Below are 22820 nucleotides of genomic sequence, written 5' to 3' on the forward strand. Positions count from 1 at the left end.
CTTGCAAAAAATACCGACACCTTGCTCCATATCAATACCTGGTGCCCTCCGAACCGCACAATAGGCAACCTGAGTCTCATGGGAGAGCCGCTATGCAGGAAGACAAGATTGCGTTCAAGAGGAAGCTGCGCGAGTCACAACTCAAGGCCGCCCGGCGACTCCAGTTGCAGCGAGGTTTCGGCCTGCTCGCGGTCGCTGCCAGTTTGGCAATTCTTTACCTCCAATACCTGCGTTAAGGCGGCAACCATATCCGACGTGCGGTCCGGGATCGGGCAGGTGAAGATCACATACTCCAATGTATCGTGATGAATATCGCTTGTATTTAAAAGATTTTTTCTACATACACCAGGTTTATCGAGGCAGGGAGTCGTGCAGCCTCCTGCCCGGGATTCGGCCTGCAGACGCCAACCAGGAATCAGGCGGTCGCTCCGCTGCCATGCAGCCAGGAATGGCAGTGGACTGGTCAGCGCTTGCCGAAACAATAAAAATCTTCCGGCCCAATTCGGGGCATTACGACGGTCGCCGCTGCAATTTGGCATTCAAGGCCGAGGTCAGCACACAAAAAGCTGCCACCACGCCTGGCAAACTCATATCCCAAGCGCCGCTGGCAGCCGGATTTCGCAAAACCATGATTTAAGTGGGAAACTAAAAATTCCGGCTGGAATCAGAGTAGGCTGTTCCCCCACATATTTCACGTTAGCAAAGGCGTAATAATGGAAAAGAAGTCCAATGAAGGCAAAACAAATGGAAAAAAAACCAATTTCTTGACTCGGCTCACCCATACCTGTTCCGCTCCACTGACCCAGGTGGCGCTGTTTGCGACCAGCGCCTGGCTGATCGTGCTTGGAGTGAAAGGACTGGCCGGCTTCCCCATCAATCAGGTGACGGCTGTGTCGGACCTGGTCGGCATCCTGATCGTGATCGGCGCGGCACGTTGGTTCAAGGCCAGATCCGCCAAGTAAGCCAGTTACATCTTGTTACGGCGGTTACCGCCGAATGTTGGTCAGACGCCGCGGGATCGAGTTTAATAGACTCACTATCCACCGGGAATCATCATGAAAAACATCCGCACTTTGCTCATGTCACTCGCCATCGTTGGTGCCGGAGCCCTCACGTTGGCACCGAATGCGCTGGCCCGGGATCAGATTGACTGGTCGATCAGCATCGGTTCACCGGGATACTATGCGCCACCTCCGCCGCCGGTCGTCGTCTACCGCCAGCCGCCGGTAGTCTATGCACCGCCGCCACCGGTCGTGTATACGCCACGCACGGTGTATCCGATGGTGCCTCCCGGCGTCGTCTATACCAGCCCGGGCTACGTCTATGACTATGGCTATCGCGAACGTCCATGGCGCGGCCGCGACGGTCATTGGCACCGCCACCATAGGGATCGCGACTGACGCCGGCCGCACCGATTGGCAAAGGCCGATCGGTTATAATTCTGCGCCTTCGCCTGTGTGGCGATGATGCCAACCAATCAAGGGTTAGACCAGGTCTAACCCTTTGTCGTTTAAAGGCAAGCGGCCGAATTCGCTTGAACGAGCTTCCATGCACGAACACACCCCCGAACTTTCCGACGCCGGCACGATGGCGCAGACCATCTCCGCCGATATCGCGCCGCGCGCCGACACCGCCCGCGAAGTGGCGCGGCGCCGCACCTTCGGCATCATTTCCCACCCGGACGCCGGCAAGACCACGCTGACCGAAAAGCTGCTGCTGTTCTCCGGCGCGATCCAGTTGGCGGGCACCGTCAAGGGCCGCAAGAGCGGCCGTCACGCCACATCGGACTGGATGGACATCGAAAAGCAGCGCGGCATTTCGGTTGCCAGCTCGGTGATGCAGTTCGAATACCGCGAGCATGTGGTCAACCTGCTTGATACGCCGGGCCACCAGGATTTTTCGGAAGATACCTACCGCGTACTGACCGCGGTCGATTCGGCGCTGATGGTGATCGACGCCGCCAAGGGCGTCGAGGAGCAGACCATCAAGCTGCTGAATGTTTGCCGCATGCGCAACACGCCGATCATCACCTTCATGAACAAGATGGACCGCGAAACCCGCGATCCGCTGGAACTGCTGGACGAAGTCGAATCGGTGCTGAAAATCGAATGCGCTCCGGTCACCTGGCCGATCGGCATGGGCAAGTCGTTTCGCGGCGTGTACCACCTGCTGCGCGACGAAATCCTCCTGTTTGCGGCCGGCGATGCGCATGCCGACCAGGAGTTCGAAGTCATCCAGGGCATCGACAACCCGCGCCTGGCCGCGATGTTTCCGCGCGAGATCGAGCAATTGAAAACCGAGGTCGAACTGGTGCATGGCGCCTCGCACCCATTCAACCTGGAGGCCTACCTGGCCGGCACCCAGACGCCGGTGTTTTTCGGCTCCGCGATCAACAATTTCGGCGTCCGCGAAATCCTGAACGCCCTGATCGACTGGGCGCCGGCGCCGCGCGAGCGCGATGCCACGGTACGCGCGGTGGCGCCGGCCGAACCGCGCTTTTCCGGCTTCGTGTTCAAGATCCAGGCCAACATGGACCCGGCGCACCGCGACCGTATCGCCTTCCTGCGCGTCTGTTCCGGCCATTTCGAGCGCGGCATGAAGATCAAGCATTTGCGCCTGAACCGCGAGATCAAGGTGTCTTCCGTCGTCACCTTCATGGCCTCCAGCCGCGAACAGGTGGAGGAAGCCTACGCCGGCGACATCATTGGCCTGCCAAACCACGGCAACATGCAGATCGGCGACAGCTTTTCCGAGGGCGAATTCCTGCAGTTCACCGGCATCCCCTACTTCGCGCCGGACTTTTTCCGCGTCGTGCGCATCCGCAATCCGCTCAAGATCAAGCAGCTGCACAAGGGTTTGCAACAGCTGGGCGAGGAAGGCGCGGTGCAGGTGTTCAAGCCGATCAACAACAGCGACCTGATCCTGGGCGCGGTCGGCGTGCTGCAGTTCGAAGTGGTCGCCAGCCGTTTGCTGAACGAATACGGCGTCGATGCCGTATTCGAAGGCGCTTCCATCAGTAGCGCGCGCTGGGTTTCCTGCGACGACAAGCGGATGCTGGCCGATTTCGAGAAATCCTCGGCCGGCCATCAACTGGCGCACGACGCCGCCGGCAACCTGGCCTACCTGGCGACTTCCGGCGTCAACCTGAAACTGACGCAGGAACGCTGGCCGAAGATCACTTTCCACGCCACCCGCGAGCACGCGGTCAGGATCGCCTGAGCGCCGTCACCGCCTCAAGGCGCGCGCTGCGCCGCCATATGACGCAAATACGCGAGCAGATCGTCCAGCGCAGCCTCGGACAACACCTGCTGCGAAAATCCCGGCATGTGACGCTGCGGCCAGGTGCGCACCGCCGCCGGATCGCGGATCAGGCGGCGCAGGAATGGTTCCTGGAAGTACTCAAGCGGGCTGAAAGGCCGGTTCAGATCCGGGCCGAGCGTGGCATCGCCGCCGCCGTTGATCTGGTGGCAGGCCGCGCAATGCACAGTATAGGACCGCAAGCCGCGCCATTCCGGCCCATCCTGGGCCAGCGCACGTTGTGGCAACATTTGCGGAAAGCGCACGGCCAGCGGCTGACTGTCGTCGATGCGGGCAATCTGGTACGGCCATTGTTCGGGTGAAATGCCCATTTTTTCCGGTGCGGTCCAGACCAGGTAGAACGGCCCGGCGCTGGGTGCGCCCGGTTTCAACGGCGGCCATGGCGCATCTTCCGCTTCGATCGCCAGCCAGGCCTGCGTCTCCCGACTGCCCTGCAGCAGGCTGGCGGGGATGGTGGCGGCAAAGCCGTCGGTGGCGGAAAATTTCACGCTTTCGATATTACCCAACCGCGCCAGCAAGGCCGGCAGTGGAATCGCGCGAAACTGCATCGGCCGCTGGTAGGCGACATCGGCTGCCACCTCGATCCGGCGCAGCGCGGGATGGGCCAGCAACTCGGCCCGGCTGTAGCGCCGTACCTGGTCGTGGTGCGCGATCTCCAGCATCGGCTCGGCGGCCAGGGCCAACCCGGCGCCCAGGCCGGCCAGTAGCAACAACAGTGTTGCCAGCAATCGCTGCGCGCTGCTACGAACGGCTCTGCCGGCAGAGCCGGATGGTTCACACGTCATTTCAGGATTCCCTTTTTCGTTCCGCGAGCACCAATTTGTGCATCCACATGGTACTGGTCGCAATCAGGATTTCGCGCAACAGGTAGACGTAGCTGCCAATCAGCGCCAGCATCGCCACGATGAACAATCCGGCGATCAGGCGCGACATCTTCAGCACCAGCAGGTCACCGACGAACAGCGCCACGATCACCAGACAAATCAGCAAGGCGCAGCCGGTGCTCAGGGTGATCGCGCGGCTGATCAGGTGGGCGCGGCGGTAGAGGACATCGAGTTCGCCGCGCGCCTCGAGCCGTTCGGCATCGCTGCCAATACCCATTTTTTCCTGCACCACACGCGAGCGGTCGATGATGCGCGCCAGGCGGTTGGTCAGGACCGAGAGCGTCGCGCCGACACCGGTCAGCAGAAAAACCGGCGCAATCGCCAACTGGATGATATGGCCGATATCACCGATCTGGATTTCCATACAACCAGGCTCCCGGGTCAGAACGAATTTGGTGTTTCACGCCAGCCCATCCCGCATGAAGCCGCGCGCGACGCCAGTGTAGCAGCGGCCCTCGCCGCAGGGCGACAACATGATGCTCGCCAAGTCATTTTATCCGGGATATACCGGTTACAGTATTTTCACACGCGCTTTGCATTCAATCGGAATCGCCGCTAATCGAAGCATACTCCCATGATTTACACTAACCGCACGAGTGCGGAATCCCTTTTCGGATTTCTTCCTGCTTACCATTTCTGCCGAGTGGCAAAAATGCTAAGCTTCTGAACAGGTTTTCCGCACACGAATCTCCTTCCCGGGAAGCGATGTCCCCATGAGTGATCAATCGGAACCCAGCGCCATTCAGCAAGCGTTTGCGCCGTCTTCGCTGGCGCCGGCGTCGGCGCACAAGGTCAGCGCCTGGCTATTGTCCAGCTTCCATTCAGCCATGGACGGCATGGTGGTGGCCGATGCCGGGCGCCGGATCGTGTTGCTGAATCGCGAAACGGAGCGCATGTTCGGCTACCCGGCCAAGCGCCTGATCGGCAAGCCGCTGGACGTGCTGTTTTCGATCCTGTCGCAAGCCGATTACTCACCGCAAATCGGTGCCTGCCTGGCGCCCGGCGGGGCGGAAACCGAGGCCCGCATCAAGCTGGAACTGCAGGGCGTGCGCGCCGACGGCGAGGAATTTTTGCTCGACGCCAGCATCTCCGCGCTAACCACCGAAGGAGAGCCTTTCCTGGCATTCGTGTTGCGCGAAAAGACGCGCAATCTGGCGGCCGGCGAAATGCCGGCCCTGGCACCCAACTTGCTGCGCAGGCTGAGCGTTTCGAGCCATCAGGCCAATGAAGTGGAGCGGCGGCGTTTTTCGCGCGAGCTGTACGACGACCTGGGACAGAACCTGAGCGTGCTGAAGCTGGACCTGGACTGGCTGCAAAATGGCTGCGAGGACACCGGCGCGCAGTTCCAGGCGCGCGTGGCACACATGCAAACGGTGCTCGATAGCATTATCGTCCGCACCAAGAGCATCGCCTCGGCGCTGCGCCCGCCGCTGCTGGACGATTTCGGGCTGGTGGCGGCGCTGAAATGGGCCAGCGATCGCTTTCAGAAAAAAACCGGCATCCGCTGCTCGCTGCAAAGCGGCGAACTGACGGCCATCGGCGATCCGTATGGATCGGTAATTTTCCGCGTGGTCCAGGAAGGCCTGCTGAACATCGAACGGCACGCCGGCGCCAGCCATGTCAATCTTGCGCTCTGGCGCGCCGATGACAACTTGCACGTTCTGCTGCGCGACAATGGCTGCGGCATGGCACCCAACAGCCGCCACAAGCCTGGCTGCTTCGGCCTGATCGCGATGCAGCAGCGGGTTGTTTCGCTCGGCGGCAAGATCGAGATCGTCAACGTCCAACCGTCCGGCGTCGAAATTCACGCATCGATCCCGCTCGAGCCGACCATCGGGGAAGCAGCATGATACGCATTGTGATTGCCGACGACCACACCATCATGCGTGAAGGACTGAAGCGCATTCTGGAAGGCGTGGAGGAAATCAAAGTGGTGGGCGAAGCGGTCAACGGCTTCGAAGCGCTGGCACAGGTACGCAAAGGCGGTTTCGATGTCCTGCTGCTGGATTTGTCGATGCCCGGCCGCAGCGGCGTCGACCTGATTCGCCAGATCAACGGCGAAGCCCCCAAGCTGCCGATGCTGGTTCTGACCATGCATGAGGAAGAGCAATATGCGGTGCGCAGCATCCGCGCCGGCGCGCGCGGTTACCTGACCAAGGAGAGCGCCGGGACGCAGTTGGTGACCGCGATCCACAAGGTGGCTTCCGGCCGCCCCTACATTAGCGAAGAGGTAGCCGAGCAACTGGCGATGGAATCGATGCCGGCCCATCAGGTGTTTCCGCACCAGCAGTTGTCCGATCGCGAATTCGAAGTTTTTACGCAACTGGTGTGCGGCAAGTCGATCTCCGAGATTGCCACCCAGCTTCATTTGAGCGCCAAAACCGTGAGCACCCACAAGGCGCGCATCCTGCAAAAAATGGGAGTGCCTTCGCTGGCGCAACTAGTGCAGTATGCGGTTGCCCACCATCTGCTGGGCCCGCTGAAAAACTGATTTTCCGGCATTCCACATCTGCCAGGCGGATATTTTTTGTAGGCCGAATCCTACAACCGAGCGGTATCTGCCCACCTCCACATTCAGTGTGCGCTTATTGTGATGGGTTAAAACTATTGCAATAATATCAACCCGGATCGACAACATGGCGCGCACCGATCAAGGCCTTGAAAACCTTTGCGCTCGTAGCTGCCGGCCGGGAGCGTACCTGAGTCTCGATCGGAGCGAAGGTCACACAACAACGTACAAGCGACCGTACACCATTCGGATGGCAAGCTTTACGAGGCTGCCACCCGATCATCTTGAAACAGGAGATCGATATGTTGTCCATGCAAACGCCTGAACCGAAAGCCGCCACCCCGCCGTCGCAGCATGTCTCCCCCCTGGATGCGGGCTGGCAGCGACAAGGAAAACTCTGGTCGAGCCTGAAGGAAGTGTGCGAGCTGTTGCGCATTTCTGCCACCTGCCCGATCACCGACGACGAGCGGCTTTTCCAGCACGTGCAGTTCAAGACCGGGCAACGGGTGCACACCATCGGTCAGCCATTCGACACTCTCTACATCGTGTATTCAGGCTTTTTGAAAACCGTCCTGATCGACGAATACGGCAATGAACAAGTACTCAGCTTCCCGATGCGCGGCGACCTGCTCGGCGTCGATGGCATCCATACCCGGCGTCATGCCTCGGAAGCGGTGGCGCTCTCCAACTGCGACTTGATCATTCTGCCGTTCAAGAGATTGACGGCGCTCGGGCGCGTGCATGCCGACCTGGAGCCGGCAATGTACGGCGTCATGAGCCGCGAGCTGGTGCGCGAGCAGGCGATGGTCAGCATGCTGGGCGCGCTCAGCGCCGAAGCCAGGGTGGCGCGCTTCCTGGTGTCGCTGTCGGTGCGCTTTGCCGAGATGGGCTATTCCAGCAAATTTTTCAACCTGCGCATGACCCGCCATGAAATCGGCAGCTATCTTGGCCTAACCCTCGAAACGGTGAGCCGCACGCTGTCGGCCTTCAATGAAATCGGCTTGATCAATGTCGACCAGCGCTCGATCGGGATCAATGATGTCGAGGCCCTGAAATCCCTGCGCCGCCTCCCTCCCTCCAGTTCGCGCGCCAAGCAGATCGCCTCCAGGAAGCTGAAACAGTCCGGTGCGGTCGCCGACAGCAATTGGGCTCCACTATCGGCTGCCTAATGACGGCGCGGCAACGGCAAGCCGCGTGCGGCGTAGCATTGGCTGAACTAGCGCGCCCGCAACATGTCTACCAGACACGAGGTGGGATATTTTCCTCCAGTTCAGTACGGCGAAGTGGTTCGACTTGGATTTGCGCCGGAGTGCGGCACTCCCGGCGCCTTCGCCCGAAGCCTTTTTCGCCAACCGCGTTTGTGGATGCGTTTGGCATGGTGCGCGCCATGCCGACGGGTATGCATGCAGCCAAAAATTCACATTTCGTTTTTACCCGAAAATGCAGGGCTGGTTTCGGCACTGTTTTACGTCGAAGCGGAAGCAGACATCTTTGGCTGGTACGGTAGCAGTAGCCAGCGCCGGTTTTGCGCGGCATTCTTCATGGCGGAAAATTTTTACGCCAAGCGTGCCACAGTCCTCCATCGCAGCCTGTATGGCGACGTCTACGGCCCGTGGATCGCCGATTACCCGCCCACCCGCAGCCGCAGCCGCTGCCCGCTGCCGGAAACCATCCGCCACGAATTGGAGCGCATCCAGTTCGAGTTCATTTCCGAATGGCTGTTCTTCAAGAACGACCCCGCCATCGATGCCGAGCTGGCCGCCTACCAGGGTCAGAATCTTCCGGTCAATGCGTTGAATATCAAATCCAGGCGCCTGCGGCGACTGAGCCGCAAGGATGGCGCCTGGAGCTACTCCACCGCCGGTACCGACCTCAATGTGCCGGAATTTCTGCAGAAACATTTGCGCTGTCACCGGTGCGGCGTCTCCGGATAGAAGCAGCGCGACGACTCCGGGCATCGCGCTGCCGCGCCAGCGGGATCGCCACTTACAAGATTGCGGGGCCGCCATCAGTGGCGGCAAAAAGCTCGGGCGCAATCGCACTGGTGTCCTTGATCACCTGCAGCACGATGTTGGAACGAATGTCCTGGACGCCGGATGCCTTGTATAACTTCTCCAGCACGAAGCCCGAGTAATGCTTCAGATTGCGAGCCCGCACCCGCAGCAGATAATTGGCATCGCCGGTGACAATGTAGGTACCGACCACTTCCGGCCAACTGCGCAAGGCTGCCGTGAAGTTCTCGTGCCAGCGTTCGACATCGCGCCGCATCGTCACCTGCACGAAGGCATCGACCTCCAGCCCAAGCAAGTCCGGATTCAGCACCGCGCTATAGCGGCGGATGACGCCGCTCTCCTCCAGCATCTTCACCCGCCGCAAACAGGAAGACGGCGACAGAAATGCCTTCTCCGCCAGTTCCAGGTTGCTGATGCGGCCGTTCTCCTGCAGCAGTGCCAGAATCCTGAAATCCGTAAGATCCATCTTCATATCGAATATTTACCCATTTTCAAGGTTAAATCTGGAACTAAATGCCATCTTCCTGGATATCAAAGGTGATTATGCAATATAAATTCAACAATTTCGAATTAAAATAATTTTCATATTTTCTTCCGCCCTTGCCTATGTCAGCCATCTTGTGGGATATCAGTCCGCTACTTTCGGCAACCACGCCGGTATGGCCGGGCGACACGCCGTTTCACAGTGAAACCACCTGGCAGATGGGACCGGATTGCCCGGTGCAGGTCAGTCGCATTACGCTCTCCACGCACACCGGTGCGCACTGCGACGCGCCTTCCCACTACCAGGCCGGCGGCGCTGCAATCGATGTGGTGGCACTGGATGCCTACCTCGGTCCGTGCCGGGTAATCCATTGTCTGGATGTCGCCCGGGTCGAGCCGCGCCACCTCGCGCACGCACTGCAAGGAACGCCGCCGCGCGTGCTGCTGCGTACCTGCCGACAAACGGCAATAGACCGATGGAATCCCGCATTTTCCAGCGTCGCTGCGGATACCATCGCGCTGCTGGCGTCCAACGGCGTGCGGTTGATCGGCATCGATACGCCTTCGCTTGACCCGCAGGATTCGAAAAGCATGGATGCGCACCACGCGGTGCGCGCAGCCTGCATGGCGATCCTCGAAGGCATCGTGCTGGATGCGGTGCCGGAAGGCGACTACGAGTTGATCGCGCTGCCGCTGAAGTTGAAAGACATGGACGCCAGCCCGGTGCGCGCCATTCTACGAACACTACCCGAAAGGAACATGGAATGACCTCACGCAGCGACTGCCTGGCACTCGACCGGGACGACGCGCTGGCGCCGTTGCGCGCCGAATTCGATTTGCCGGACGGCGTGGTTTACCTAGACGGCAATTCGCTCGGTGCCTGCCCCAAGGCGGCGCTGGCGCGCGCCCAGCAGGTGATCGCAGAAGAATGGGGACACGACCTGATCCGCAGCTGGAACCAGGCCGGTTGGTTCGAGCTGCCGGCGCGGCTGGGCAACCTGCTGGCGCCACTGATCGGCGCCGGCCCGGACGAGGTGGTGGTCACCGATTCGACCTCGATCAACCTGTTCAAGACGCTGGCGGCGGCGCTGCACATCCAGCAAAGGATATCGCCGGCGCGCCGGGTGATCGTCAGCGAACGCGCCAATTTCCCGACCGATCTCTACATCGCCCAAGGCCTGGCGGCCTGGCTTGATCGCGGCTATGCGCTGCGCCTGGCCGATACGCCCGACGAACTGGCGAACGCGATCGACGACAGCGTCGCGGTGGTGATGCTGACCCACGTCAACTACCGTACCGGCTACCTGCACGACATGCGGCAACTGACCGAGCAGATCCATGCCAAGGGCGCGCTGGCGCTATGGGACCTGGCGCATTCAGCCGGCGCACTGCCGGTCGATCTGACACGAGCCGACGCCGATTTCGCGGTCGGCTGCACCTACAAGTACCTGAACGGCGGCCCCGGCGCGCCGGCCTTTTTGTGGGTGGCGCGGCGGCATCAGGCGGATTTCCGGCAGCCGCTGTCCGGCTGGTGGGGTCATGCCGCGCCGTTCGCGATGCAGCCTGAATTCCAGCCGGCGCCCGGCATCCGCCGCGCGCTGTGCGGCACGCAGCCGATCGTCTCGCTGGCCTTGGCCGAATGCGGGCTCGCCCTGTTCGGACGCACCACGATGGCCCAGGTGCGCGCCAAATCGCTGGCCCTGACCAGCCTCTTCATCGAGCTGGTGGAAGCGCGCTGCGCAACCCATCCGCTGCGCCTGGAAACGCCGCGCGCATCCGAGCAGCGCGGCAGCCAGGTCAGCTTCAGCCATCCGCACGGCTATGCGGTGATGCAGGCGCTGATTGCGCGCGGCGTGATCGGCGACTACCGCGAACCGGAAATCATGCGCTTCGGCTTTACCCCGCTGTACACCCGCTTCGTCGACGTCTGGGATGCGGTCGATATCCTGGCCGACATCCTCGACCACCGGCGCTACGACCTCGGCGCAGCGCGCGCCAGCGTGACCTGAACCCGCTACCAAGGAGCAACGTATGGAAGCCAAAGAACAAGACGCACCCGCCAATTGGCACGACGCCAAAATGGATTTCAGCCAGTCCATGAGCTATGGCGACTACCTGGCGCTGGATCAGGTGCTCTCAGCCCAGCACCCGCGCTCGCCGAACCACAACGAAATGCTGTTCATCATCCAGCATCAGACCAGCGAATTGTGGATGAAGCTGATGCTGCACGAGCTGCACGCGGTGCGCGAAAACTTGCGCCTTGGCGAACTCTCGCCTGCATTCAAGATGCTGGCGCGGGTGGCGCGCATCATGGACCAACTGGTACACGCCTGGGATGTGCTGGCGACCATGACGCCGCCCGAATATTCGGCGATCCGCCCCTATCTTGGCAGCTCGTCCGGCTTCCAGTCGGCGCAATACCGCGAAATCGAGTTCATCCTCGGCAACAAGAACGCCGCCCTGCTGGCGGTGCACGCATCGGCGCCGGAAGCCCATGCCCGCCTCGATGCCATGTTACGCATGCCATCGATCTACGACGAAGCGATCCTGCTGATGGCGCGCCAGGGTTTCGCGATCGACGCCGCGCGCCTGGGACCGGACTGGACCCAACCCACTACCCGCAATGACTCGGTGCAGGCCGCCTGGCTGGCCGTCTATCGCGATCCGGCGCGGCACTGGGCGCTGTATGAACTGGCGGAAAAACTGGTCGATCTGGAAACCGCGTTCCGTACCTGGCGCTTTCGCCATGTCACCACGGTCGAGCGCATCATCGGCTTCAAGAGCGGCACCGGTGGTACTGCCGGCGTCAGCTACCTGAAGAAGATGCTGGAGGTGGTGCTGTTTCCTGAACTGTTCTCCCTGCGCACCGCGCTCTAACATACTCCTACATATTAGGATTTTTTCCGGTCTATATCATTATGAATATTTGACATACTCCAAGTTTTGTTGCCATATGAGCACAAAACAGCGGATTATCCGAAGCGTTTGTCGCGTCCGCCCGGCGCCCCCTGCCCGCGCCGCCGACAAATGCGGCCGCCGGCCGCGCGCGCTACAATCGGCGTGCGCCCCGCTCCGCCGCACGGCCGGCGCCTCTTCCAAAAACAGACAAGAAACCCCGTCATGAGCGACTCCCGCAAACTGCGCACGCTGGCCGTGCATGCCGGCCAGCATCCCGATCCGCAATACGGCTGCCTGGCCGCGCCGATTTACCAGACTTCGACCTTTGCCTACGGCTCGTTCGAGCGTGGCGCGCAGATTTTTGCCGGGGAAACACCTGGCTATGTCTACAGCCGCATGGCCAATCCGACCGTCGCCATGCTGGAAAACAAGATCGCCGCGCTGGAGCAAGCCGAAGCGGCGATCGCCTTTTCCAGCGGCACCGGCGCCATCAGCTCGCTGCTGCTGGCCTTGCTGAATCCCGGCGACGAAATCCTATTCGTCGGCCCGCTCTACGGCGGCACGGAAGCGCAACTGCGCGACTTGCTGCCGCGCTTCGGCATCCGCGCCATCGAAGTCGCCAGCGCCGATGCGCTGCCCGCCGCCATCACCCCGCGCAGCCGCATGATTTACGTGGAAACACCGATGAATCCGACGCTGGGTATCGTCGACCTGGCGCTGGTCGCCGAAATCGGGCGGAAAAACGGCTTGCTGAGCGTCGCCGACAACACCTTTGCCACACCAATCCTGACGCAACCAATCACGCTCGGGATCGACCTCTCGCTGCACTCTGCCACCAAGTACATTGGCGGCCACGGCGACGCCACCGGCGGCATCATCACCGGCGCCAGCAGACATTTGCAGCCGATTCGCCACGTCGGCATGAAACAGATCGGCGCCTGCATGAGCCCGCAGGACGCCTATCTGTTCATCCGCGGCGCCAAGACCCTGGCGCTGCGGGTCGAGCAATCGTCGCAAAATGCGCTGCAATTGGCACAATTCCTGCAGCAGCGGCCGGAAATCGCCCGCGTCTATTATCCCGGTCTGCCCGACCACCCGAATCATGCCGTGGCGGCGCGCCAGATGCGCGCTTTCGGCGGCATCCTGTCCTGCGACATGGCGGGCGGCCTGGCCGCCGCCCGCACGCTGCTGGACAATTTGCAACTGATTACCCAAGCGGTATCGATCGGCGACACCGATTCGCTGGCCTGCCATCCGGCCAGCACCACCCATCGCGGTATCGCGCCGGAAATCCGGCAGCGCCAGGGCGTGACCGACGGCATGATCCGCTTTTCCGTCGGCATCGAGGATGCCGACGACTTGCAACGGGACATGACCCGGGCGCTGGCCATGATTGGCTGAAAGCGGCCGACCCGGTTTCCGCCACGCGCCTGCGCGGACAGCGCCAATATCACGAAAAACGGATTCAGGCTAGCTTTTGTTGCGCTGCAATGCTATAATTTTTTGTTGTTCAACCAGCCGCAAAACCGCTTAGGGTGATTCCAGATCAACTTCGCCAGGGGTTCCGCTGCGCGGCAAAGCATCTCTCGTTTGCGTACCGCGTCGTCAATTGGCCGAACCACGGTCAGCACTGAAATTTACCACGGAGCAACAATCGCCTGGGCCATGCGGCCCGCATGGCGCTTGCCCGTATTGCCGCTGTCACGAACTCTTCATTCTCGATCCAGGAAAGGGCGCTCATGTCCAACGTCAAACCACAAACCAGTCGCAACGCATCGGCCAACGGAGCGGTCGCGCGCGCCGAATCGTCGGCGACCGTCATCAGGATGGACAAGGTTCCCGAGGTGACACGGATTACCGACGCTGCCATTCTTGCCGGAATAGATACGTCCGGCTACGCGATGCCGGGCACCAAGGTGCCGGGCCGCCGCGGCCGCCGTCCGACCGAGTTCCAGCCGGAAGACGATGAAGTAACCGCATTGAACGCGATCGAGCGCGCGGAACTGAAGGCGGTCAAGAACCGCAAGCACGCGGCGACCCAGCAGGCCGCCTCTGCCAACGGCTTGTCGGAAGAAGACCTGCACGAGCAGCGTCGCCAGCAGATCGCTGCGTTGATGCTGGCGGCCCGCGACCGCGGCTTTTTGACGCATGCCGAAATCAGCGACCATCTTGCCGAAAACGCCACCGAACCGGACGACCTGGAGCGGCTGACCGCGGCCTTGAACGACATCGGCATCGCGATCTACGAACGCGCGCCCGACGTCGACTCCCTGCTCACCAACAGCGCCGACACCAATGCCGTTCACAACACCTCCGACGACGTGGTCGAAGCAGCGGCGGAAGCGGTGCTGGCGACCACGTCGGCCGACTTCGGCCGCTCGACCGACCCGGTGCGCCTGTATATGCGCGAAATGGGTGTTTCGCCGCTGCTGACACGCGAAGGCGAAGTCGAGATCGCCAAGCGGATCGAGGCCGGACAAAACGAGATGATGCAGGCGATTTGCGCCTGCCCGGCGACGATCGCCGAAATCATCGACAGCGCCGCCAGGATCGCGCGCGGCGAGATGAAAATCGGCGACCTGGTCGACGCCCTGCACGATTTGCCGGAACCTGAAGCGCCCGCGGCCGCGGCGCTGGCTGCCAGCCGTGCCGCCGAGGCGCGGGCCCGGGCCGGCGACGCAGAAGAGGAAGACGAGGAAATCGATGCCGATGACGAGGAAGAGGTCCCGCTCGTCGCTACCGATCTGTCCGCCTACACCGAGCAGTTGCAGACGCTGGCGCTGCAAAAATTCCGGCGGGTCGCTGCGCATTTCGACAAGATGGGCAAGGCCTACGACGTTCACGGCTACCAGTCGGCGCCGTATGTTGCGGCCCATGAGGCGGTAGTCGAGGAATTGATGGGCATTCGCTTTACCGCGAAAGCCATCGAGAACCTGTGCGACACGGTGCGCAATCAAGTCGAGTCGGTGCGCGCCATCGAACGCAGAATTCTGGACATCGCGGTCAACGCCTGCCGCATGCCGCGCGAGCGCTTCATCCAGACCTTTCCGGGGAATGAAATCGATCTCGACTGGGTCGAGCGCGAAATCGCCTGCAAGCGCAACGACAGCCCGGCGCTGCAGCGGCATGCACCGGCAATCAAGGATGCGCAGCGGGAGTTGATCGAACTGCAGGCGAAAATCGCCCTCTCGCTGCCGGATCTGCGCAACATCAACCGCCGGATGGTGGCCGGCGAAGCGCGCGCGCGCAACGCCAAACACGACATGACGCGGGCCAACTTGCGCCTGGTGATCTCGATCGCCAAGAAATACGTCAACCGTGGCCTGCAATTCCTGGATTTGATCCAGGAAGGCAACATCGGCCTGATGAAGGCTGTGGACAAGTTCGAATACCGGCGCGGCTTCAAGTTTTCGACCTACGCCACATGGTGGATCCGGCAAGCGATCACGCGCGCCATCGCCGACCTCGGCCGCACGATTCGCGTACCGGTACACATGATCGAATCGATCAACAAGCTGAACCGCATTTCGCGCGAAATTCTGCAGCAAACTGGCTCCGATCCGGACATGGCGACCCTGGCCGCCAGGATGGAAATGCCGGAAAACAAGGTGAAAGCGATCATGAAAGTGGCGCGCGAACCGATTTCGATGGAAACCCCGGTCGGCGAGGACGGCGACATGTCGCTGGGCGACCTGATCCAGGACAGCGACGCGCTGGGACCGGACGAAGCTGCCGTGCAAACGGCAATGCGCGATGTGATCAAGGAATTGCTGGATTCGCTGACGCCACGCGAGGCCAAGATCATCCGCATGCGCTTCGGCATGGACACCTCCACCGAACAGACACTGGAAGAAGTCGGCAACCAGTTCGACGTCACGCGCGAGCGGATTCGCCAGATCGAAGCCAAGGCGCTGCGCAAGCTGCGCCACCCCTCGCGCTCCGAACGGCTGGAGGATTTCCGCCAGGCCAGGGCGTAGCGCCCTGCTGATCGGCACCACCGGCCCGACACCCGTGCCAGCCAGCGACGGATCAGCAACAACCGTCGCTGGCGGCGGTTCGCCGGCTAACGAAACCATGCGCACGGCAGACGCGCCCGAACTACCCCCAGTGACCGTATCGGAGCACGAGGGCGTGCTCTACCTGCACCTTGGCACCGAATGGATCCAGGGCGCGATGCGCATCGCCAAGCCGGACGCGATCGAGATCGAGTATGTGCGGCAGATGATGATGTGGACGCTGTTCAATCAACAGCCGCGGCACATCGTCCAGCTCGGCCTGGGCACCGGCGCGCTCACCAAATTCTGCTATCGCCACTTTCCTGGCGCGCGGGTGACGGCAATCGAACTCAACCCCGCCGTGATCGCGCTCTGCCGCTCCACGTTTGCGCTGCCCCCGAACGATGCCCGGCTCAGCGTGCTCGAGATGGACGCGCTCGACTATGTGCTGGACCCGGCACACCAGGACAGCGTCGACGTGCTGCAAGTCGACTTGTACGACGCCGAAGCACGCGGGCCGGTATTGGATACGCCCGAATTCTATCAGGCCTGCGCCGCTTGCCTGACGGCGGACGGCATCCTGACCACCAATCTGTTCGGCGACTTCGTCAACTACGAAAAGAATTTGCACGCGATGGAACAGGCGTTCGATGCCGTCGCTTGGCTGCCGATGGTCCACGACGCCAACGTCGTCGCCATCGCCTTCAAGCGTGCACCGGAAATCGAATTCGACATGCTGTACCAGCGCGCCGCGAACATCCGGCTCAGGATGAACTTGCCGGCAAAATCATGGGTGAACGGACTGAAGGCCTGGATGCACCAACAAACGCCCAGTTCACCTTCCTGAACTCCGCCTGGACAGGCAGAGGTTAGGCGTCAGACATCCGACAAATACGCCGGCCAGTTTCGAGAAACCCGAACGCTTCCCGGCCGAACCGCCGCCCCACCAACTGCATGCTGCTCCCTCCTGAGACGGAACGCACCGTACCTGCGTGGTGACCGCGCATTTATCGACACCTCCAGCCGAAGTTCTAAGGCCACTCCTCCTCCGTCCCGGCATGCGCCATCATGCGTAAGAATTCTCCAACCACGCCGGAACTTTCCTCGTGTCGCCGGACCGCATACACCCCTGACTTTGGTGCATCGCGGCCCAAAGGGACAGCCGCGATCAAATCGGCATAAAGATGTTTCACCGATTGCGGAATCAAACCGACGCCGATACCTGCCGCCACCAGACTGGCGACTGCCGGCACCTCGGATACCGTTTGCACAATTTGCGGCGCAAAGCCGGCCTGCACACAACAGTCGACCATGTGCTGGGCGTAGGTAGACGAATCCAGCCGCAGCATGACAAATTGCTCGTCGCGCAAGTCCTGCAGGCGAAGACGGCGGCGCCGGCTCAATGCATGGTTGCGCGGCAAGGCTACCAGCATCGGGTCGTCCCACAATAGGATGCTGCTCAGCTGCGCATCGTTGATCGGCGTGCGCGACACGCTCAGATCGATACGCCGGTTGCGCAGTTGTTCAATCTGGGTGGCGGGCTTGAGTTCATGCAGGACTACTGCAACGTCGGGATAGCGCTGCATATAAGCTGAAATCATCCGCGGCAGCGGTCCGAGGAAATGGGAGCCGGCCAAACCGATTTCGATGCGCCCCGCGCTGCCGGTTCCGATGGCACGCGCCCTCATTCCCGCAGCGTCCACCTGTTCCAGTATGGCGCGCGCATCGTGCAGGAAAGCACGTCCGGCCGGCGTCAGCTCGACATGGCGACTGCTGCGAAGCAGCAGACTGACGCCGATCTCCTCTTCCAGTTGAGCGATCTGCATGCTGAACGGCGGTTGGGAAATATGGACGCGTTGCGCCGCCCGGGTGAAGCTCAATTCTTCGGCAAGCGCGACGAAGTAACGCAGATGACGTAATTCCATGTCAAACTTTTTATATATTAAAGATATTAATTGGACTCAATAATATATTGGTCTGCGAATTCCGTCTCGCCTACACTGGGACGCTTCCAATCGCCATGCCAAGCTGCCGCTTTGGATGACAAGCGGCAGCGGCATTCGGCCGCACCGATGAATACGCCACCCGCAACCGGCCATGGCAGCTCGGGTGCGCATAGAACCTTACCAATTTCCAGGCATTGACCATCACATCATCATGAACCGCACATATCGCATCGGACAGATCGTCCCCAGCTCCAATACCACCATGGAAACCGAGATTCCGGCCATCTTGCGGGCGCGTGAAATCGTGGCGCCGGAACGCTTTACGTTTCATTCGAGCCGAATGCGCATGCAAAAAGTGACGAAGGAAGAGCTCGCGGCGATGGATCGCGATTCCGACCGCTGCGCAATCGAACTGGCCGACGCCCGCATGGATGTGCTCGGCTATGCCTGCCTCGTCGCCACTATGAGCATGGGCAAGGGATACCACCGGGTGTCCGAGGAGCGCCTGCACCGACGCACGGCGGAAGCCGGCGGTCCGGCTCCAATCGTGACCAGCGCCGGGGCGCTGGTCGATGGTCTCAAGACGTTGGGCGCCAAAAAGGTGGCGATACTGACTCCCTACATGAAGCCACTGACCCAGCTCGTGATCGATTACCTTGGCAACGAAGGAATCGAGGTCATCGACAGCATATCGCTTGAAATTTCTGACAATCTCGAGGTTGGCCTCCAGGATCCCCGCGCCCCGGCCGAAATCAGCAAACGACTCGACACCAAGGGTGCCGATGCCATAGTCGCCTCGGCTTGCGTGCAGATGCCGTCGCTGCCCTCGGTCCAAGTGATTGAAGACCGAACCGGTCTGCCCGTGGTGTCGTCCTCGGTATGCACAGCCTACATGATGCTGAAGAAGCTGGGATTGACACCGGAAGTGCCTGGCATGGGTTCGCTATTGTCGGGGAAATACTGAACGTTCCGCGCTTGCCCGCATCATCGGTGTTGACGGCACGCCGTCATTCAGAAAATACAGGGAGTGAATTCATGTCCGATTTGAAGTCTGCATTCAGAGCCCGGCTGGGGCAGCCGGGTTTGATCGTCGCGCCCGGCGTCTATGACATGGTGTCATTACGCTTGGCCGATACCTTTGGCTTCGATGCTCTGTACATGACGGGGTTCGGGACGGTCGCCTCGCATCTGGGATTGCCGGATGCCGGACTGGCTAGCTATCGTGACATGGTCGGCAGGGTCGGCGCCATGGCCGGAATGGCCCGCACCCCCTTGATCGCCGATGCCGATACCGGATTCGGCGGCTTGCTCAACGTCCGGCATACCGTGCAAGGTTATGAGATGGCGGGTGCAGCGGCGATCCAGCTCGAAGACCAGGAATTCCCGAAAAAATGCGGTCACACGCCGGACCGGCGTGTCATTCCAACCGCAGACATGGTGAGCAAGATCCGGGTCGCCAGGGATGCGCGCCGCTCGCCGGATTTCCTGATCATTGCCCGTACCGATGCGCGTACCGCGCATGGGCTGGATGAGGCGTTACGCCGCGCGGAAGCCTATGCTGAAGCTGGAGCCGATATCCTGTTCGTCGAATCGCCGGAGTCGGAAGAAGAAATGCGCACCATTGGAAAAAATTTCGACATCCCGTTGATCGCAAACATGGTCGAACGCGGTCGCACACCAGTACTGACGCAGGCTGAACTGGAATCGCTCGGCTACAAGATCGCGATATTCCCGGTCACGGCACTGCTCGCCGCCGTTCAAGCGATGGCCGGCGTGTATCGCGTGCTGAGTGAGCAGGGTTCTTCCGCACAATCGGACGTGCCGTTATACGATTTTGCCGATTTGACCAGGCTCATGGGATTCGAAGAGATATGGGATTTCGAACGGCGCTACGCCAAATGATGACCCGGCGCGGATGACAGGCAAAGTTTGTGGCGAGATGCGCAGGCATATTCTCGCCATGTCAACGCGCCTGATGACACGGAGCGCGCACCAGCACGGTCGGGCCGTGCTACGGCGAATTCCTAGCTGAATCAAACTTCACCAAAAATAAAGGATAGTCAGGCCCGTTGCCGCAGCATTTCCAAGAACTTCAGCGCATGCGGGCTGAGGGAAGCATCCTGCCGCCATCCTACCACCAGCGAGCGTTCGATTGCCCAGCTTTCGTCGAGTGAGATCAGAGACAAGGACATCGATCTGCTGTGCGCCTTGGCCGCCATCAAAGGCAGTAGCCCCAATCCCAGGCCGGTCGCGACCATTTGGCAAATTGCGTCGAAACTCCGGACTTGCACGCGCAAGCGCAATTCCCGCCCAAGCCGCGAAGCCTCGGCGTTCATCTGGTGCATCAGCGCCGTCCCTCTCGTCAATCCGACGAAATCGTAGGCAAGGGTTTCGGCAAACGTCACTCGGCGGCGCTTTGCCAACGGGTGCGATTTCGGGCTGATGATCACCAGCCGATCGACATCACAAACCGCGGTCTGCAGCGATCCACCCGGTACGTTATCAGCGAAAATCCCAAGATCCGCGGCTCCCGATTCGACCGCGCGCACCAGGGGTTCGCTCGTCACTTCCTCAAGGTCGATCGCCACCTCTGGACAGACCTCCAGAAATTCGGAGAGAAATTCCGGAAGAAATCCAGTAACCGCCGACGTATTCGCCCATACCCGGACGTGGGCCTGAATGCTGCGGCGGTAGTCGCTCATCGCCAGCGATAGCTGCGCAACGTCGGCATTCACTTGCACCGCATGCTGATAGAGCGTATTCCCCGCCGCGGAAGGCACGACCCCGCGCTTGGAGCGATCCAATAGGCGCACCCCAACCAGGGCTTCCAGTTCTCTGATTCGCTTGCTGACGGCAGGCAGCGATAGCGCCGAGGCCTTGGCGCCCGCCGTCAGGCTTCCGGCTTCGACAACAGCGGCAAAAAGCCGCAGGGAGACGAGGTCATATCGACTTATGTTCATATTTTCCTATCCTTAACGATACGCATAGGATACCTTGAGAAGAGTTCAATTGTCGCTTCCCACCTTGCCCTCTATGATCCATAAAAAATCGTCGCGGGCGATCCAGATAAATACCGGCACAGATTCGATCCGATCGACCATCACACATAGGCGGCCCCTCGGAACCATCGGATGAGCCTGTTGCTCCCCAGGTTCCGGATTTATAAATTTTTTACCAACCCGTCAAGGAGACACGCAATGAACAAGCGCCTATTTCTGGCCGCTGCATTTACCGCATGCTTTGGAATGAGCAATTTCGCTTCCGCTCAATCACCGATCCAGCTCACATTTTCGACTTATATTCCACCGTCTTACGAGTATGTGGCAAAGCCGATGGATACCTTCGTCAAGCAGGTAGAAACGGAAAGCAAGGGGCGGGTCAAGATCAAGGTTTTCCACTCTGCCCAACTGTATGACGGGTATCAGGAATTGGCGGCCGTCTCGCGCGGCGACGTGGATATCGTCAACATGACCGGCACCTATCCGAGCGGTTCGGTCCCAGCCCTGAATATCTTCACCCTGCCCTTCATGTTCAAGGACGTCGCCCACTTGCGCCGTGCGCTGGACGGCGGTCTGCTGGATCTCGGCATTCGCGAGGAACTGAGCAGCAAGCACAACACCGTCATCCTTGGCGTCGGTCCGTTCGATCCATACGAGTTCTACTCCAGGCGTACCCCGATCACCTCCGCCGCCGACATCAAGGGCAAGGTGTGGGCCACGACCGGCGCAGTGGATGCGCGCGCGATCCAATTGCTGGGCGGCTCGCCGACCGGCATGCCATCCTCCGAACTGTATCTGGCCTTCGACCGCGGTGTTATCGATGGCACGCCACGCCCTCTGCTGACCGGCATGGGCCGTAGCCTGTACGAGGTCAGCAAGCATCTGTCGCTGGCCACCTTCGGCATCGATACCTCGATTCTCTCGATCAACAAGAAGAAGTGGGACAGCTTGCCGGCCGACATTCAGGACATCATCCGCCGCGCCGCGCAGAAACGTGATCAGGAGCAGTTCGAGCGCGTGGATGCCTTCGTCAAGGGCGCTCTCGCCAAGTACGAATCGCACGGCGTCAAGGTCCACAAGATCGACGCTGCCCAGATCGAGAATATGCGCAAGCTGACCGCGCCAGCCGTCACGGAGTGGTCCGGCAAGGTTGCCAACGGTGCGCGCTACCTGGAATTGATCGAAAAAACCAAAAACCCTTAATCAATGGTTCCGCCCCGCCCTTCCGGTGGGCGGGGCAAGATGCACCCAGGAGAACAAGTGCAAATGATTCCCAAAATAATCCGGAAAGCAAGCGATCTTTCCAATCGCGCCAGCATCATCCTGGCCGAGCTGGCCCTGTTGGCGCTGATGCTGATCACCACGTATGCAGTCATCAGCCGTTATGTATTTTCCAACCCCAGTGTTCATGCAATGGAGATCAGCGTGTATCTGCTGCTGGTGGCCGCCTGGTGCTCCATCGGCTGGATTCACAAGGTCAACCGGCACGTCTGCATGGAAGCCCTGAACGTCAAGCTGAAGGGGCGTTGGAGCCGGATCGCCAACGTCATCTCCCAGCTAACCGTACTGACTTTCTGCGCCATCCTGATTAGCGCCGGCGCGGTCGCCGCCTATACCAATTTTGAGAAAGAGTATCGATCCGCATCCCTACTCGAATTTCCCTTGTGGATCCCCTATGTGCTGATACCCATCGGCGGCATTCTGCTTGCCCTGGTAGCGCTGGAGCGATTTACAAACGGGGAAACCTTAGAAAACGACAATACCCAGGGGTTTTAA

24 protein-coding genes are annotated in these 22820 nt (G+C 60.7%); 19 read left to right on the top strand and 5 right to left on the bottom strand.

The window, feature by feature from the left end; genetic code table 11:
- Window positions 1-92: 92 nt before the first annotated feature.
- The 5 genes from ACK2VC_RS01985 to ACK2VC_RS02005 all read left to right on the top strand — a co-directional run bounded on the left by ACK2VC_RS01985 (window position 93) and on the right by ACK2VC_RS02005 (window position 3219).
- Window positions 93-236 (top strand): hypothetical protein, encoded by a 144-nt coding sequence (locus tag ACK2VC_RS01985; protein ID WP_486731919.1) that lies wholly within the window; start codon window positions 93-95, stop codon window positions 234-236.
- Window positions 237-295: 59 nt separating this feature from the next.
- Window positions 296-637 (top strand): hypothetical protein, encoded by a 342-nt coding sequence (locus tag ACK2VC_RS01990; RefSeq protein WP_486731920.1) that lies wholly within the window; start codon window positions 296-298, stop codon window positions 635-637.
- A gap of 127 nt (window positions 638-764) precedes the next feature.
- Window positions 765-962: a hypothetical protein gene (locus ACK2VC_RS01995; protein ID WP_486731921.1), complete on the top strand. Its 198-nt coding sequence runs from the start codon at window positions 765-767 to the stop codon at window positions 960-962.
- Window positions 963-1055: 93 nt separating this feature from the next.
- Window positions 1056-1400, top strand: coding sequence for a hypothetical protein (locus tag ACK2VC_RS02000; protein WP_486731922.1), 345 nt, complete (start codon window positions 1056-1058; stop codon window positions 1398-1400).
- Between the two features lie 148 nt (window positions 1401-1548).
- Entirely contained in the window at window positions 1549-3219 is a 1671-nt protein-coding gene (locus ACK2VC_RS02005; protein WP_486731923.1) for a peptide chain release factor 3, read from the top strand.
- 14 nt (window positions 3220-3233) lie between these two features.
- Here ACK2VC_RS02005 and ACK2VC_RS02010 read toward each other — a convergent pair whose 3' ends face one another.
- A complete protein-coding gene (locus ACK2VC_RS02010) occupies window positions 3234-4046 on the bottom strand; it encodes a c-type cytochrome (protein WP_486731924.1) in 813 nt (270 codons plus the stop codon).
- A 58-nt stretch (window positions 4047-4104) separates the two neighbouring features.
- A complete protein-coding gene (locus tag ACK2VC_RS02015; protein WP_486731925.1) occupies window positions 4105-4566 on the bottom strand; it encodes a DUF2721 domain-containing protein in 462 nt (153 codons plus the stop codon).
- Between the two features lie 349 nt (window positions 4567-4915).
- On the opposite strand from ACK2VC_RS02015, the gene ACK2VC_RS02020 reads away from it, so the two are divergent.
- The 4 genes from ACK2VC_RS02020 (at window position 4916) to ACK2VC_RS02035 (ending at window position 8645) form a co-directional block, all read left to right on the top strand.
- Window positions 4916-6052: a sensor histidine kinase gene (locus ACK2VC_RS02020; protein WP_486731926.1), complete on the top strand. Its 1137-nt coding sequence runs from the start codon at window positions 4916-4918 to the stop codon at window positions 6050-6052.
- Entirely contained in the window at window positions 6049-6693 is a 645-nt protein-coding gene (locus ACK2VC_RS02025; RefSeq protein WP_486731927.1) for a response regulator, read from the top strand. The genes ACK2VC_RS02020 and ACK2VC_RS02025 overlap by 4 nt, the downstream gene beginning before the upstream one ends.
- A 329-nt stretch (window positions 6694-7022) precedes the next feature.
- Window positions 7023-7880, top strand: a complete 858-nt coding sequence (locus tag ACK2VC_RS02030; RefSeq protein ID WP_486733302.1) for a Crp/Fnr family transcriptional regulator — start codon at window positions 7023-7025, stop codon at window positions 7878-7880.
- A 234-nt stretch (window positions 7881-8114) separates the two neighbouring features.
- Complete coding sequence (locus ACK2VC_RS02035) at window positions 8115-8645, top strand: hypothetical protein (protein ID WP_486731928.1); 531 nt, start codon at window positions 8115-8117, stop codon at window positions 8643-8645.
- A 52-nt stretch (window positions 8646-8697) separates the two neighbouring features.
- On the opposite strand, the gene ACK2VC_RS02040 is transcribed toward ACK2VC_RS02035, so the two are convergent.
- Complete coding sequence (locus ACK2VC_RS02040) at window positions 8698-9195, bottom strand: Lrp/AsnC family transcriptional regulator (RefSeq protein ID WP_486731929.1); 498 nt, start codon at window positions 9193-9195, stop codon at window positions 8698-8700.
- A gap of 134 nt (window positions 9196-9329) precedes the next feature.
- Between ACK2VC_RS02040 and kynB the strand changes: the two genes are divergently transcribed.
- From kynB to ACK2VC_RS02070, 6 genes are all read left to right on the top strand, one after another.
- Window positions 9330-9974, top strand: coding sequence for an arylformamidase (gene kynB, locus ACK2VC_RS02045; RefSeq protein WP_486731930.1), 645 nt, complete (start codon window positions 9330-9332; stop codon window positions 9972-9974).
- Window positions 9971-11215: a kynureninase gene (gene kynU, locus ACK2VC_RS02050; protein WP_486731931.1), complete on the top strand. Its 1245-nt coding sequence runs from the start codon at window positions 9971-9973 to the stop codon at window positions 11213-11215. The genes kynB and kynU overlap by 4 nt, the downstream gene beginning before the upstream one ends.
- A gap of 22 nt (window positions 11216-11237) precedes the next feature.
- Complete coding sequence (gene kynA, locus ACK2VC_RS02055) at window positions 11238-12083, top strand: tryptophan 2,3-dioxygenase (protein ID WP_486731932.1); 846 nt, start codon at window positions 11238-11240, stop codon at window positions 12081-12083.
- A gap of 243 nt (window positions 12084-12326) precedes the next feature.
- Entirely contained in the window at window positions 12327-13505 is a 1179-nt protein-coding gene (locus ACK2VC_RS02060) for a trans-sulfuration enzyme family protein (RefSeq protein WP_486731933.1), read from the top strand.
- A gap of 338 nt (window positions 13506-13843) precedes the next feature.
- Entirely contained in the window at window positions 13844-16081 is a 2238-nt protein-coding gene (rpoD, locus tag ACK2VC_RS02065; protein ID WP_486731934.1) for an RNA polymerase sigma factor RpoD, read from the top strand.
- 97 nt (window positions 16082-16178) lie between these two features.
- A complete protein-coding gene (locus tag ACK2VC_RS02070; protein ID WP_486731935.1) occupies window positions 16179-16946 on the top strand; it encodes a spermine/spermidine synthase domain-containing protein in 768 nt (255 codons plus the stop codon).
- A 184-nt stretch (window positions 16947-17130) separates the two neighbouring features.
- On the opposite strand, the gene ACK2VC_RS02075 is transcribed toward ACK2VC_RS02070, so the two are convergent.
- Window positions 17131-18024 carry a LysR substrate-binding domain-containing protein gene (locus ACK2VC_RS02075; protein WP_486731936.1) on the bottom strand — a complete coding sequence of 298 codons (894 nt, stop codon included), beginning with the start codon at window positions 18022-18024 and terminating at the stop codon, window positions 17131-17133.
- A gap of 232 nt (window positions 18025-18256) precedes the next feature.
- Between ACK2VC_RS02075 and ACK2VC_RS02080 the strand changes: the two genes are divergently transcribed.
- On the top strand, window positions 18257-19009 hold the full coding sequence (locus ACK2VC_RS02080) for a maleate cis-trans isomerase family protein (RefSeq protein WP_486733303.1): 753 nt from the start codon (window positions 18257-18259) through the stop codon (window positions 19007-19009).
- Window positions 19010-19080: 71 nt separating this feature from the next.
- Window positions 19081-19947, top strand: coding sequence for an isocitrate lyase/PEP mutase family protein (locus tag ACK2VC_RS02085; protein WP_486733304.1), 867 nt, complete (start codon window positions 19081-19083; stop codon window positions 19945-19947).
- A 158-nt stretch (window positions 19948-20105) separates the two neighbouring features.
- Here the strand turns inward: ACK2VC_RS02085 and ACK2VC_RS02090 are convergent, their stop codons facing one another.
- A complete protein-coding gene (locus ACK2VC_RS02090; RefSeq protein WP_486731937.1) occupies window positions 20106-21005 on the bottom strand; it encodes a LysR family transcriptional regulator in 900 nt (299 codons plus the stop codon).
- 372 nt (window positions 21006-21377) lie between these two features.
- Between ACK2VC_RS02090 and dctP the strand changes: the two genes are divergently transcribed.
- Window positions 21378-22247, top strand: coding sequence for a TRAP transporter substrate-binding protein DctP (gene dctP / locus ACK2VC_RS02095; protein WP_486731938.1), 870 nt, complete (start codon window positions 21378-21380; stop codon window positions 22245-22247).
- A 63-nt stretch (window positions 22248-22310) separates the two neighbouring features.
- Window positions 22311-22820: a TRAP transporter small permease gene (locus ACK2VC_RS02100; protein ID WP_486733305.1), complete on the top strand. Its 510-nt coding sequence runs from the start codon at window positions 22311-22313 to the stop codon at window positions 22818-22820.

The organism is Herbaspirillum sp. WTB6 (assembly GCF_057457785.1).